This window comes from Amycolatopsis sp. CB00013 (genome assembly GCF_001905755.1).
Classification (GTDB): Bacteria; Actinomycetota; Actinomycetes; order Mycobacteriales; family Pseudonocardiaceae; genus Amycolatopsis; species Amycolatopsis japonica.
The window spans coordinates 1,488,998-1,501,896 of the sequence record NZ_LIWC01000002.1; the positions used below are offsets into that span (position 1 = coordinate 1,488,998).

At 68.9% G+C, this 12,899-nt stretch carries 13 protein-coding genes; 7 read left to right on the forward strand and 6 right to left on the reverse strand.

The features are described from left to right. Positions 1-285 precede the first annotated feature (285 nt). Both AMK34_RS17195 and AMK34_RS17200 read left to right on the forward strand, forming a co-directional pair. Positions 286-1,593 carry a helix-turn-helix transcriptional regulator gene (locus AMK34_RS17195; protein WP_162483765.1) on the forward strand — a complete coding sequence of 436 codons (1,308 nt, stop codon included), beginning with the start codon at positions 286-288 and terminating at the stop codon, positions 1,591-1,593. Further along, on the forward strand, positions 1,553-2,491 hold the full coding sequence (locus AMK34_RS17200; protein WP_267284126.1) for a phosphotransferase family protein: 939 nt from the start codon (positions 1,553-1,555) through the stop codon (positions 2,489-2,491). Before AMK34_RS17195 ends, AMK34_RS17200 begins: the two co-directional genes overlap by 41 nt. Positions 2,492-2,703: 212 nt before the next feature. Here the strand turns inward: AMK34_RS17200 and AMK34_RS17205 are convergent, their stop codons facing one another. After that, positions 2,704-4,695: a tetratricopeptide repeat protein gene (locus AMK34_RS17205; protein WP_241832784.1), complete on the reverse strand. Its 1,992-nt coding sequence runs from the start codon at positions 4,693-4,695 to the stop codon at positions 2,704-2,706. A 297-nt stretch (positions 4,696-4,992) separates the two neighbouring features. Here AMK34_RS17205 and AMK34_RS17210 point away from each other — a divergent pair, with 297 nt between their 5' ends. After that, a complete protein-coding gene (locus AMK34_RS17210; protein WP_073845981.1) occupies positions 4,993-5,559 on the forward strand; it encodes a dihydrofolate reductase family protein in 567 nt (188 codons plus the stop codon). On the opposite strand, the gene AMK34_RS17215 is transcribed toward AMK34_RS17210, so the two are convergent. From AMK34_RS17215 to AMK34_RS17230, 4 genes are all read right to left on the reverse strand, one after another. Then, positions 5,556-6,587 (reverse strand): copper resistance D family protein, encoded by a 1,032-nt coding sequence (locus AMK34_RS17215; RefSeq protein ID WP_073845982.1) that lies wholly within the window; start codon positions 6,585-6,587, stop codon positions 5,556-5,558. The two genes, AMK34_RS17210 and AMK34_RS17215, sit on opposite strands and share 4 nt — an antisense overlap. Next, a complete protein-coding gene (locus tag AMK34_RS17220) occupies positions 6,584-7,147 on the reverse strand; it encodes a copper resistance CopC family protein (protein WP_038507177.1) in 564 nt (187 codons plus the stop codon). Before AMK34_RS17220 ends, AMK34_RS17215 begins: the two co-directional genes overlap by 4 nt. Further along, positions 7,148-7,918: a YcnI family copper-binding membrane protein gene (locus AMK34_RS17225; protein WP_038507180.1), complete on the reverse strand. Its 771-nt coding sequence runs from the start codon at positions 7,916-7,918 to the stop codon at positions 7,148-7,150. A 69-nt stretch (positions 7,919-7,987) separates the two neighbouring features. Continuing rightward, complete coding sequence (locus AMK34_RS17230) at positions 7,988-8,479, reverse strand: hypothetical protein (RefSeq protein WP_143202513.1); 492 nt, start codon at positions 8,477-8,479, stop codon at positions 7,988-7,990. Positions 8,480-8,770: 291 nt separating this feature from the next. Here AMK34_RS17230 and AMK34_RS17235 point away from each other — a divergent pair, with 291 nt between their 5' ends. From AMK34_RS17235 to AMK34_RS17250, 4 genes are read left to right on the forward strand one after another with little or no spacing between them, the layout of a single operon-like run. Further along, positions 8,771-9,418 (forward strand): ABC transporter permease, encoded by a 648-nt coding sequence (locus AMK34_RS17235; RefSeq protein WP_007030477.1) that lies wholly within the window; start codon positions 8,771-8,773, stop codon positions 9,416-9,418. Further along, the gene (locus AMK34_RS17240) at positions 9,405-10,586 is read left to right on the forward strand and encodes an ABC transporter ATP-binding protein (RefSeq protein ID WP_378411237.1); all 1,182 of its coding nucleotides are present in this window, start codon (positions 9,405-9,407) and stop codon (positions 10,584-10,586) included. The genes AMK34_RS17235 and AMK34_RS17240 overlap by 14 nt, the downstream gene beginning before the upstream one ends. After that, positions 10,583-11,359, forward strand: a complete 777-nt coding sequence (locus AMK34_RS17245) for an ABC transporter permease (RefSeq protein WP_038507183.1) — start codon at positions 10,583-10,585, stop codon at positions 11,357-11,359. The genes AMK34_RS17240 and AMK34_RS17245 overlap by 4 nt, the downstream gene beginning before the upstream one ends. Before the next feature lie 2 nt (positions 11,360-11,361). Further along, a complete protein-coding gene (locus tag AMK34_RS17250) occupies positions 11,362-12,321 on the forward strand; it encodes a glycine betaine ABC transporter substrate-binding protein (RefSeq protein ID WP_038507186.1) in 960 nt (319 codons plus the stop codon). 72 nt (positions 12,322-12,393) lie between these two features. Here the strand turns inward: AMK34_RS17250 and AMK34_RS17255 are convergent, their stop codons facing one another. Next, positions 12,394-12,858, reverse strand: a complete 465-nt coding sequence (locus tag AMK34_RS17255) for a DUF6474 family protein (RefSeq protein ID WP_038507189.1) — start codon at positions 12,856-12,858, stop codon at positions 12,394-12,396. Between the last annotated feature and the right edge of the window lie 41 nt (positions 12,859-12,899).

Consider the following 12,899-nt stretch of genomic DNA (forward strand, 5'->3'; position numbering starts at 1 on the left):
GTGAAACCGAGTGCGATAGAAGGTCGAACCGCCGTCATAGCGGTGACCGGACGGGGTTTCACGGTAAGCGGTCAAACGACTTCTGCCGGGCCGATCACGACGGGCGATCCGGTGTTTCGCACGGTTGAATAGGTGTGCCTACGCTGTTTCTCGACCCCAACGGAACTGTGAGGGGGCGCAATGGACGCCAGTATCGGTGGCGGCGCTGTCGCCGGCTCGGACGCTGCAAGCGGTTCGGGTCGCCAGAGTCACCCCGTGCCACCGGATGCCTGGGAGCAGCCGGAGATGCGAGCCGCACTGGCCACACGGGAGATCTCGTCCGTGTACCGGCTGTTGCGCAAGCACGGTGTTTCGCAGCGTCAGATCGCCGCGATGACCGGCCAGTCGCAGTCCGAGGTGTCCGAGATCCTCAAAGGTCGCCAGGTGATGGCGTACGACGTGCTCACCCGCATCGCTGACGGCCTTGGTGTCCCCAGGGGATACATGGGTCTCGCCTATGACGAGGCGACAGCGATAAAGGTCGTCGGTGCTGCCGACGGCCAGCAGGCGGAGGAGGACGAGTCCGTGAAGCGACGGAGGTTCCTCGCACACGCCGCCCAGGTCACGATGGGTGCGGCGGTGTTCGGCCCGGAATCGGGTACGTGGTCGGCGGGCCCGGCGAAGACGCCCGCCCCCGGGCGGATCGGCATGACCGACGTGCGCCAGGTGGAAGCCGCGACCAGAGCCCTCCGTTCCCTCGACTACCAGTACGGCGGCGGTTTCTGCCGCGACGCCGTGGTCGCCCAGCTGTCCTGGGGACAGCAGATGCTCGAGTCCAGCGGCACCGAGCCGGTCAAGAACCGCCTGTACGTCGCCCTCGCCGACCTGCACAGCCTGGCCGGCTGGACCTCCTTCGACACCGGCCTCATGGATTCCGCGCGCGGACATTTCGCGAACGCGCTGGACCTGGCCAAACAGGGCGACAACCACCCGCTGGTCGCGAACGTCCTCTACCGGATGGGCCGCGTCTACCTGCACCAGGACGCCCCGAACGACGCGCTGAAACTGTTCCAGCTCGGCCAGATCGCCGCCCAGGAATCGGGCTCCGAGCTGGCGGTCGCCGTGCTCTGTGCCAACGAGGCCTGGGCCTACGCGATGATGGGCAACGAGGAGCAGGCCGTGAAGCTGCTCGGCCGGAGCAAGGACGAGTTCGCCCGCGCCAACCTGGCCGAGGCCGAATCCTGGGTCAAGTTCTTCACCGAGACCGACGTCTACGCCATGATCGGCACCGTGCACACCGTGCTCGCGGCGAAGAACGCCGAGCACACCAAGTACGCGATCCCGGCGCTGACCAAGGCCGTCGAGTCCTACACCGACGACATGGCCCGCAGCAAGACGTTCATGCTCAGCGCCCTGGCCACGAACCACCTGCTCGAAGGCGATCTCGACCACGGCGCCAAGGTGGGCTCGAAGGCCGTCGACTGTGCCGAGGGCATCAAGTCGGAGCGGGTGAAGGACCGGATGCGGCCACTGCAGGTCGAGGCGGAGCGCCGCCGGAACAACGCGGACGCCCGTGACCTCGCCGACCGCCTCAACTCCTTCTACGCCGCCTGAGCCGACCGGTCCGGGCGGCCGGTTCACGCCCGGCATCCTGCGCGACGCCCTCGGGCGGACGTGCGATCTGCTGGGCGTGGACCCCGAAGGCGCCCGCCTGCTGAGGTTCACCAACAACGCCGTCTACGAGCTGGCGAGCGCGCCGTTCGTCGTCAGGATCGTCGGCTCCACCCGCCTGCGGCATCGCGTCGGCACCGTCGTGCGGGTCGCGCGGCACTTCGAACGGCACGCGGTGCCTGCCATCCGCCTCGTTCCCGGCCTCGACCAGCCGTTGCCGGTCGGCGAACATCTCGTGACGGTCTGGTGGAAGGTGCCCGAGACCGGCCGGAAGGCGAAGTCGGCCGACCTCGCCGCGCTGCTGCGCCAGGTCCACGCGCTCCCGCCGCCCGAGGGGCTCGCCGAATGGGCGCCGTTCGCCGCGGTCCGCGCCCGGGTTTCGGACGCGGAGGAGCTGGACGAGGGCGACCGGCGGTTCCTGCTCGAACGTTGCGCCGAGGTCGAAGCCGCGCTGGCGGACTTGGACTTCCCCCTGCCCAGGGGCCTCGTCCACGGGGACGCACACACCGGGAACGTGATCCCCGGGCCGGACGGGCCGGTGCTGTGCGATTTCGATTCGTCCTGTGTCGGGCCGCCGGAATGGGATCTGACGCCGCTCGCCGTCGGCCATGAGCGGTTCGGTGATCCACCGGCCCGCTATCGCGTGTTCGCGCAGCGGTACGGATTCGACGTGACGACGTGGTCCGGCTTCTCCGTACTGCGCGCGATCCGTGAACTGAAGCTCACGACGAGTGTTCTCCCCATTCTTCGCAGTCATCCCAGCGTGCGGGATGAGCTGCGAAAACGATTGAACGATCTTCGGAACGGACGCACCGGCGCGCGCTGGAACCGGTATCGGTGACTCACCCGGGAAAGGCATCTGCACGTGCATTCGCCGACGGCGAATGACCGTTCGTCGCTTGTCCGAATTCGTCGATCAAACGGTGACGAATTCGCCCGGGCTAATCACTTCTCCCGGCCCAATGCTCCCCCAAATGTGCAACTTGCAGTTACGCTGAGTCATTCGGGTCGGCGCGTTCACTCGGTCGCTGAGTACCGATCGGTGCCGTGGGGTCACAGCTGTTCGAGCCGCGTGCGCAGAGCGTCAGCCTCCGGGCGGCCGAGGCCGACCAGGATGGGCAACGCCCGGTCGTAGTGCCGCCTCGCCTCGTCGGTGTTCCCTTCCGCCTCGGCGACCTCGCCGAACGCGGACAGGGCCCTGGCCACCTCGAACCTCGACCCGCTGGCCTCCATCGTGGCCAGCGACGCTTCGAGTTCGGTCCGGGCGGACGCGAGATCCCCCGTCGCGGTGAGGGCGCGGCCGAGATCGGTCCGGGCGCGGGCCACGTTGTAGGGGTCGGCGGCCAGCACTTCGCGAGCGCGGGCGAGGTGCTCGATCGCCGGTTCCGGCCGTCCGGCCTTGAGCTGGGTCGAACCGAGGTTGATCAGCGCGAGGCCGACGTCGTGCGTGCGGTCCTGGCTCTCGCTCAGGCGATGGTCTTCGGTGAACCACCGCACCGCGTCGTCGAGCCTGCCCTGTGCCAGCGCGACCAGGCCGAGGCCTTCCACCGACCGGATCTCGACGACCTCGTTCCCGGCCTTCCGGGCGGCTTCGCGTCCGGCCTCGTAGTGCGAGACGGCTTCGTCGTACCGGCCGGTGCCGCGGCAGGCGGCGCCCGCGCGGTTGTGCATCAACGCCTCCGCCGACGCGTCGCCCCACGCCCGTGCGCAGCGCACACCGGCCTGGCTCACCTCCAGGAAGTCCGGATAGTGCTTGCGCAGCAAGAAGAGCGGCCACATCGCGGCGGCGAGCTGCCAGCCCAGTTCGGGCAGCTGCCAGGTTTCGGCGGTCTTGACGGCGGCGATGAGGTTCTCGCGTTCGAGTTCGAGCCAGGCGAGTTCCTCGTCGGACGACGCGAACGACACCGGCGACGGTGGCCGGTACTCGTAGCGGTACGGGATCGGGTCCTGGTCGGGGACCGTCATGGCGGTGGTCTTCGACGCGGTGAAGAGGTACCACTCGAGCATGCGGCGCACCGCGATGTCGCGGTCGTACTCGTTGCCCGCCGTCTTCTCCTTGGCGTGCAGCCGCGCGAGATCGTGGAAGGTGTACCGGTCGTCGCCGCGGTCGATCAGCAATCCGACGTCGACGAGCTGGTCCAGCAGGTCTTCGGCGACCTCCTCGCGGACGGCGATCGACGCGGCGGCCACACCGACGCCGAAATCGGGGCCTGGGTGCAGCCCGAGCGCCGCGTACAGCGCGGCCGCGTCCGAGGGGAGCTCGTCGTAGGAGAGGTTGAAGCTGGCTTCCACCGATTGCGCCTCTTTCGTCGACAGCGTGGCCAGTCGACGATATTCCTTCCCCAGTTCGGTGGCGATCTTCTCCAGCGACATCTTCGGCCGTCCGGCCAGCTTGGCGCTGACCGTGGTGAGGGCGATCGGCAGGCCGCCGCACAGCTCGGCGATGTCCCGCGCCCGCGCGGCTTCGGCGCCGACCCGCTCCGCGCCGACCGCGCGGCCCAGCAGTTCGGCGCTGTGCGCGGAACCGAAGGGCGCCAGCTCGACCAGCCGCGCGCGATGTTCGGTCTGGAGCCTGCCCAGACGGCGTCGCGAAGTCACGATCACGAGGCTTCCCACGCCGGCAGGCAGCAGCGGAAGCACCTGTTCGGTCGACCCGGCGTTGTCGAGCAGCACGAGCAACGGCCGTTCGGCGGTCGTCGTGCGGTACAGCGCGGTGAGCTCCTCGACGTCCGACGGCAGCCCCTCCGGCGGAACACCCAGCGCGCGAAGGAACCGGCCGAGCGCTTCGCTCACCGAAAGCGGACCGTTGGTGCTGAACCCGCCGAGATCCGCCCAAAGGTGCCCGTCGGGGAAGCGGTCTCCGAGCTGCCTGCCCCACGCGGTGGCCAGCGCGGTCTTCCCGATCCCGCCCTGGCCGCTGATCAGCTGCACGGCCGGCCCGTCGGTGTCGTGCTGGGCGAGGAGGTTCTCCAGCAGCTTGAGTTCGGCGGCGCGGTTGGTGAAATGCGCGGGTGCGGGCGGGAGCTGACGCGGGCCCGAACTCACCTGCCGGGTGAGCCTGACCGCCGATCGCTGCCGCGGTACCTGTGGCGTGCTGACTTCACTTTCACCCGGCAACGGGCCGCCCATCGACCATCCCCTCTTCGGGTTAACCCCAGCGAACGCGTAGAGCATTCCGGTGGAGCTCCGCGGAGGACAGCGAAACGGGTCAAATGCGGCCGGATGGAGCAAGGTGTGTAACAGCTTCCGAAAAGTCGCGCTCGCGATGTCGAGAACGGACCGGCGGCCGCGTCCCCGGGGCGATCGCGGCCGGAGTGGCCGCGCCTGCCGGGAGGACAAGTCATGCGCAAGCTCATCGTTCAGCAGTGGGTCACGGTCGACGGCATCGTCGCGGAGGAGGACGGCGGCCTGAGCTTCGTCTCGGGAGAGCCCTTCTCCGAGAAGACCGAGCCGGCGTTCAAGGCGAGCGTGATGGGACTCGTCGATTCGGTCGACACGATGATCCTGGGCGCGAACACCTACGCCATGGCCAAGGACTACTGGCCGTACGCCGAAGAGCAGGGTGAATACGGCGAGAAGGTCAACGGTCTCACCAAGTTCGTCGCCTCGTCCGAACTGGAGGACGCCCCTTGGGGCGGCTTCCCCGCCGCGACCGTGACGCGCGACGGGGCCGCCACCGTCCGCGAACTCAAGTCACAGAGCGGCAAGGACCTGTGGCTGTGGGGGAGCCTGACGCTCATGCGGTCGCTGCTGGACGCCGGTCTCGTCGACGAGTTCCGCCTGATGGTCAGCCCGGTGTCGCGCGGCAAGGGGACGCGCCTGTTCGAGGACCGGCGGGACCTGAAGCCGATCGAGGCCACCGCGTTCGAGAACGGCGTGGTGATCCTGCGGTACGCGGTGAAGGCTTAAGTCGTCGGGACGACCGGGGCTCGCGTGAGAACGACGGCGAAGCCGAACGCGAGCCCCATCACCGTCAGTTCCAGCGTCGCCCACGCGGCCAGCGCGGTGCGGTTGTGCCGCACGATCTGCGGCATCAGCTTCCAGCGCGTGTACGCGCCGAGGCTCGCGATCACGCCGGTGCACAACAGCTTCAACAGCACCAGCTGCCCGTACGGCGTGGTGAAGACGCCTTCCCAGAAACCGAGCGACGGGTTGAGCGAGATCTCGATCAGCCCGTTGAACAGGCCGGTCGCCGCGCCGAGGATCAGGCACAGCGTCGCCAGTTTGGAGAACCGCGGCAGCGCGTGCGCCAGCAGCGTCCGGTTCCCGACGAGCAGCACCGCCATCGCGCCGAGCCCGCCGGTCCAGGCGACGGCGCTCATCACGTGCAGTTCCATCGAGATCATCGTGTAGTCGTGGTAGTTCCAGTTCGACGCGTGCCCGGTGACCGGCAGCGGCAGCAGCGCGAACAGTCCCAGCCCGACGCGGACCTCGGCGGGCACCTTCTCGCCGTGTTTCAGCGCGAGGATCCCGAGCCCGGCGTGCAGCAGGGCAAGGACCGCGACGATCAGCAGCGCCTTCCCGGCGCCGACGTCGGCGATGTAGCTCCCGACGTCCGACATCGACAGCGAGCTGGAGCCCGGCCGGTATTCGGCGGTCTGCAGGATCAGCGCGACGAGCGCGGTGGTCGCCCAGACCAGCGCGGCCGCGACGCTCGCGGGCCGCGCGATCCGCATGATCGGCTCGGAGAGCTTCGGCCGGTCGTAGCCGACCAGTACCGAAAGCAGCGCCAGCCCGATCGTCGCGACCGCCGAGATGTCCAGCAGGACCCGCACGATCGGGATCGAGACCGAGACCACCTCGCTGACCTGCGCGACCCCGGGCACCGGGGCGGTCGCCGTCAGCGCGACACCGATCAGGGCGCCGACGATCCCCGCCGTCACCACACAGAACAGGACGGCGACGCGGGCTCGCGAGGTGGTCTCGGCCTGGGTCATGAGCCGCTCTTCTCCTTGTCACCGGCGCCGGTGCGCAGTGCGACGGTCAATCCGACGGCGAGCAGCACGACGGCGCCCGCGATCCACACCCAGATCGGCACGCCGGACGAGCCTTCGCCGCCGGTCGCCGGGGCGGTCTCGGCCTGGCCCGCGTTGCTGCGCGCGGCGTCGGCGCTCGCCGGGGTCCCGGTGCCCGCGGCGGTGAGGGTGAACGGCACCTCACCGGTCACGGCGTGCCCGTCGGCGGACAGGATCCGGTAGCCGATCTTGTACTCGCCAGCCGGGCCGAGCGGCCGCAGCGGCACGGTCACGACGCTGTCGCGGACCTCGACCTGGCCCTCGGCCCACTGGCCGCCGCCCGGTCCGACGACCGCGATCTGGTTGACGTTCGCGTTCTGGACGTACTGGTCGAACGTGAGCGTGATCTTCGCGGGCCCGGCGGCGAGCGACGCGCCCTTCGCCGGGTCGGAGGAGATCAGGACGTTGTGCGCCAGCGCCGGGGTGGCGGTGGCGAGCCACGCCACCCCGGTGATCGCCAGCGCGACGATCGCTTTACGCATTCACTTTCCTTCGGTGTCGCTCTTGCCGGAGACGGCGGTGGCGCGGCGGGCACGCAGGGTGGCACCGGCGCCGACGCCGAGGCCGAGCGCGCCGACGACCAGGCCGGCGCCGCCGAGCCAGCGGGCGGTGTTGTCGGACGACGAAGAAGCCGCGTGCGACTCCTCGGACGCCTTCGCGTCGGTGCCGTGGCCGCCACCGTGCCCGTCAGCGGTCTTCTCGGCGAGCTTCACCGTCGGCGCCGGGTGCTCCGGCTCCTCGCCGGAGGCCGGGGTCGGCTGGTTCCACTCGACGACCTTGCCGTTCTCGTAGGTCTGGGTGGCCGGGAACTCGATCGCGTCGACGTTGGTCGGGAACTGGCCCGCGCTGATCTGGAACTCCTGGAACTCGGTCGATCCGGCGGCGATCTTGGTGCCGGGTTCGGCGGTCCAGGAGACCTTGGAGACGGCTTCGGTGATCTGCGTGCCGGACGCGGTGGTCACCGGGGCGGGCAGCTTGGACTTGACGACCTCGGCCTTCCAGCCGGGAACCGGCTTGGCCCGCACCGAGCTGAGCGCGTACTCGGGTTTGACGGTGATCTCGACCTTGACCGTGCCGGCGTCCTTCTCCTCGTTGGGAACGCGGAAGAAGATCGCGCCGTAACCGCCCTTCGACGGCTGGGGGCCGTAGACGTTGGCGGTGACGTGGGCCGAGGCGACCCCGGCGGACAGCAGGCCGGCGATACCGACGGTGGCGGCCAGGAAACCGGCGCGCTTGAAGACGTGCTTGGACACGAAAACTCCTGAACGTGACTGGGACGGCGGGCTCGGGGCCTCGCCGGATTGACGGGGGATGTCGTGGGTTCAGGAGAACAGCGGCGGGCCACGCCTGCCGTGGACGCGGCGGAGGTCCACCCGCACGAGGTGACCGGGGCCCGCCGGACGGGCGAGCACCGGCGACGCCATCGCGGCGGGGACCGGGAGCGCGTTGAGGATGAAGGGAACCAGCGCGCGCAGGCAGGCGAGGACGCCGAGCAGCAGCCCGTCGGCCTTGGCCAGCAGCACCGCGGTGATCAGCGTGGCGACGACGTGCGCGACGGTCATCGCGAGCCCGCCCGAAACCGGGGCCGGTTCGTCGTGCACCAGTTCGTGCGTGCTCAGCGAACTGAGCACGAGGTGCATCACGACCTGACCGGCGCCGAGATCGACGATGGTGGCCAGCGGCCCGCGCGCCTTCGCGGCGAGCGCGGCGGCGTTCCAGCCGATCAGCACGGTGAGCAACACCGTCATCGCCGTATCGGGGAGGTCGCCGTCCCCGATCATGTGAGCGGTCACGGCCAGCGCCGCGGAACTCACTCCGAGCAAGGCACCACGCACCACGCGTAACGCGCTTCGGTGATGGCCGCCTTTACTCACGGGTGAAGAGTATTCGACGTACGTCCGGGTGGTCGATCTCCTCCCGGCTGCTGAGCAGTGGGAAAGACACCGCCTGCGTTTGCCCGATCGGACAGGATCGGGCAGGTTGGCGGGATAAAAGGCGGTAAACAGGGGTTTGACCGCGCGGCTTTTGGGTAGTCAGGCTCCCGATACAGCTACTCCGAATGGGTGAGGAGGCTCACCCAGAGGCGGCGGGAGAACCAGCACGCGATGAACCTCTTCGAGTACATCTCGGATCGGTGGGACAGACTCGCCCTCCAAGGGCTCCTCCATGTCAGCGCGGTCGTGCAGTGCACGATCCTGGCCGCCGTCCTCGGCGTGGTGATCGGCGTCGCCGTCTACCGCAGCCCGATCGGCTCGGCCGTGGCGACGGCGCTGGCGAGCACGATCCTCACCGTTCCCTCTTTCGCCCTCCTGGGGCTGCTCATCCCGGTGTTCGGCCTCGGCGCGAACACCACGGTCATCGCGCTCGTGCTCTACGCGCTGCTGCCGATCGTGCGGAACACCATCGTCGGGCTGAGCGGCGTCGATCCGGCGGTCAGCGACGCGGCGCGCGGTATCGGCATGAGCCGGTTCGGCGTGCTGACCAGGGTGGAGCTGCGGCTCGCCTGGCCCGCGATCCTCGCCGGCATGCGGGTCGCGACGCAGATGCTCATGGGCATCGCGGTCATCGCGGCCTACGCGAAGGGCCCCGGCCTCGGCTCGGAGGTCTTCTCCGGCCTCACCAACGCGGGGAGCACGAACTCCCTCAACCAGGCACTGACCGGGACGCTCGGCGTGGTCGTCCTCGCACTGGTCCTCGACGCCGTTTACGTCCTGATCAACCGTTTGACCGTCTCTAGGGGTGTCCGTGGCTGAGTCCGAAACCGTATCCGGCGTCGAGATCGAGCTGGAGAACGTCACGAAGCGCTACCCCGGCACCCGGGAGCCCGCGGTCGACGACTTCTCGATGGTGGTGCCCGCGGGCAAGATCGTGGTCTTCGTCGGCCCGTCCGGCTGCGGCAAGACCACGACCATGCGCATGATCAACCGGCTGATCGAGCCGACGTCGGGCCGGATCACCATCGGCGGCGACGACGCGCTGAAGCTCGACGTCGACACCCTGCGCCGCCGCATCGGCTACGCGATCCAGCAGGCCGGGCTCTTCCCGCATTTCACCGTCGCGCAGAACATCGCCGTGGTGCCCGGGCTGCTCGGCTGGGACAAGAAGAAGGTCGACGACCGGGTCGAGGAGATGATGGACCTGGTCGGGCTGGACCCGGCCGATTTCCGCGACCGGTTCCCGCGGCAGCTGTCCGGTGGGCAGCAGCAGCGGGTCGGCGTCGCGCGGGCGCTCGCGGCGGATCCGCCGGTGCTGCTGATGGACGAGCCGTTCGGCGCGGTCGACCCGATCACCCGCGGCAACCTGCAGGACGAACTGCTGCGGCTGCAGACCGAGCTGAAGAAGACGATCGTCTTCGTCACCCACGACTTCGACGAGGCCGTGAAGCTCGGCGACAAGATCGCGGTGCTCGGCAACCAGTCCCGGATCCTGCAGTACGACACCCCGGACGCGATCCTCGCGAACCCGGCCGACGACACGGTCGCCGGTTTCGTCGGCGCCGGTGCCTCGCTGAAGCAGCTGACGCTGCTGCGGGTCCGCGACGTCGAGCTGAAGCAGGACGCGCTCACGGCGACGGTGAGCGAATCACCGTCCGAGGTGCGCGAGAAGCTGACACAGCAGCGCAAGCATTTCGTGCTGGTGCTCGACCAGCGGCGTCGTCCGATGCGGTGGGTGCACGTCCGCGAGCTGACCGCGGCGTCGTCGCTGTCCACCGCGGGCAAACCGCTGCGTGACTCGGTCAGCCTCCAGTCGACGTTGCAGGACGCGCTCGAAGCCATGCTCGCCGAGGGCGGCAGCGTCCCGGTGACCGGCGCCCGTGGCGAATACGCCGGGACGATCGAGCTCGACACCGTCATCGCGACGATCCAGCAGCTGCGCGAGGAGCACTCCGACGACAACCCGGCGGAAGGTGTGACCGCATGACGGCCGTCGATACCGGGTTCTCCACCGAGTCCTCGTCGAGAAGCGCCGAACGGGTCCGGCTGTTCGCCCAGCCCGCGGCGGTGCTGCTGATCGTCGCCGGGGTGCTGATCTGGGTGTTCAGCAGTGAGCTGACCGCGACGGAGAAGGAGACCCTCAACGCCGCCGGGCTGTTCGCCGCGCTGCGCGACCACCTGGCGATGACCGTCGTGGTCACCGCGATCGTGGTCGCCGTCGCGGTACCGCTCGGCGTGCTCGTGACGCGGCCGTGGGCGAAATGGGCGGCGCCGGTCTTCCTGGCGGTCGCGAACATCGGCCAGGCCGCGCCCGCGCTGGGTGTGCTGGTGCTGTGGTTCATCGTCACCGGCGCCACCGGCGGGCTGTGGGTCGCCGCGCTGCCGCTGGCGTTCTACTCGCTGCTTCCGGTGCTGCGGAACACGATGGTCGGCCTGCAGCAGGTCGATCCGTCGCTGATCGACGCCGGCCGCGGGATCGGCATGTCGGCCTCCGGGGTGCTGTGGCGGGTCGAATTCCCGCTGGCCATCCCGCTGATCCTGGCCGGCCTGCGGACCTCGCTGGTGCTGGCCGTCGGCACGGCGACCTTCGGCATGTTCGTCAACGCCGGCGGGTTCGGCCTGCTGATCGACACCGGCTACAAGCTCAACCTGACGAAGGTGCTGATCACCGGCTCGGTGCTCGCCGTCGCGCTGGCGCTGCTGGTGGACTGGCTCGGCGCGGTGGCGGAACAGTTCTTCGGACCGAAGGGACTGCGCTGACAATGCGACTCAAAGCGATCCTCGGCGCGGTCCTGTTGTGCGGAACGCTTTCCGCGTGCGGGCTCGAGGTCAACACCGCGCTGCCGTACAAGATCGAACCCGGTTCCATCCAGCCCGTCGAGTCGCTCAAGGGCGTCAAGGTGACTGTGGGCTCGAAGGACTTCACCGAGAACATCATCCTGGGCTACATGGCCGAGATGGCGCTTTCCGCGGCGGGCGCGGACGTCGTCGACCTGACCGACATCAAGGGCTCGAACTCGTCGCGGCAGGCGCTGCTCGCCGGCCAGACCGACGTCACCTGGGAGTACACCGGCACCGGCTGGATCAACTACCAGGGCAACGAACTCCCCGTCCCCGGCGGGGAAAAGGCCCAGTACGAAGCCACGAAGGCGGCCGACGAAGCGAAGTTCGGCGTCACCTGGCTGAATTACTCGCCGCTCAACGACCAGTACGCCTTCGCGGTCACCGAGGCCTACGGCGCGGCGAACAACCTGAAGACGACGTCGGATCTGGCGGAGTTCCTGAAGCGGAAACCGGACCAGAACGTGTTCTGCCTGGAGACCGAATTCACCAGCCGCCAGGACGGTTTCCCCGCCGCCGTGCGGGCGTACGGGTTCCAGAATCCGGTGATCAAGAACTTCGGCATCGGGACGATCTACTCGGCCGTGGCGAGCGGGACCTGCCCGATCGGCGAGATCTTCACGACCGACGGCCGGATCGCCGGGCTGAACCTTCGCGTCCTCGAAGACGACAAGAAGGCGTTCCCGCAGTACAACGCCGTGCCGACGTTGCGGACGGAATTCCTGAACCAGCACCCGGAGATCCGCGGGCCGCTGGAAGCCGTCGCCGCCGCCCTCGACAACGAGCAGATGATCGAGCTGTGCAAGCAGGTCGACGTCGACGGTCGTGACCAGGGCGAGGTCGCCTACGAATGGATGAAGAAAAAGGGTTTCATCAAGTAACCGACGCTATGAAAGGTCCTTTCCTTGCGAAATTTGCAAGGAAAGGACCTTTCATGGCGTTCGAGAGCGGCTTCAGATCCCCAGCCGGTGCAGCAGCTTCCCCTCGAGCTGGTCCAGCTCCCCGGCCACGGCCCGGTGCGCCGCCTTCCGCCGCGCGGCGGGCATCCGCTCCGAAGCGCGAACGGTCGCCGAAAGCTGCTCCAGCGTTCCCTGGGTGTCCTTCGCGAAGGCCGCGTCGGCGTCTGTCGCCTTCGCTGACCTCTTCAGCTCCGCGAGCCCCTGCGTCAGCCCCGCGATCCGCGCGTGCAGCGCGGCACCGCGTCCGCTGAACTCGCCGAGCTGGTCGACGGCGACGCCGAGCTTCTTCGCTTGATAACGGTCGTATAGCTCTCGTGCGGCGCCCGCCGCTCGAACGGCGTACGGCGCGATCACCGGCAGTACGGCCGGTCCGACCACTTTGGCCACCGCGACGGCGTTCTTCGCCTTCTTCGGGGTAAACCTGCCTTCGCCCTCGATGGCTTTGGCCTTGCGCGCCATGGCACCTCCCACGCTGTGTCACTGACGAACTTACTGGTCCC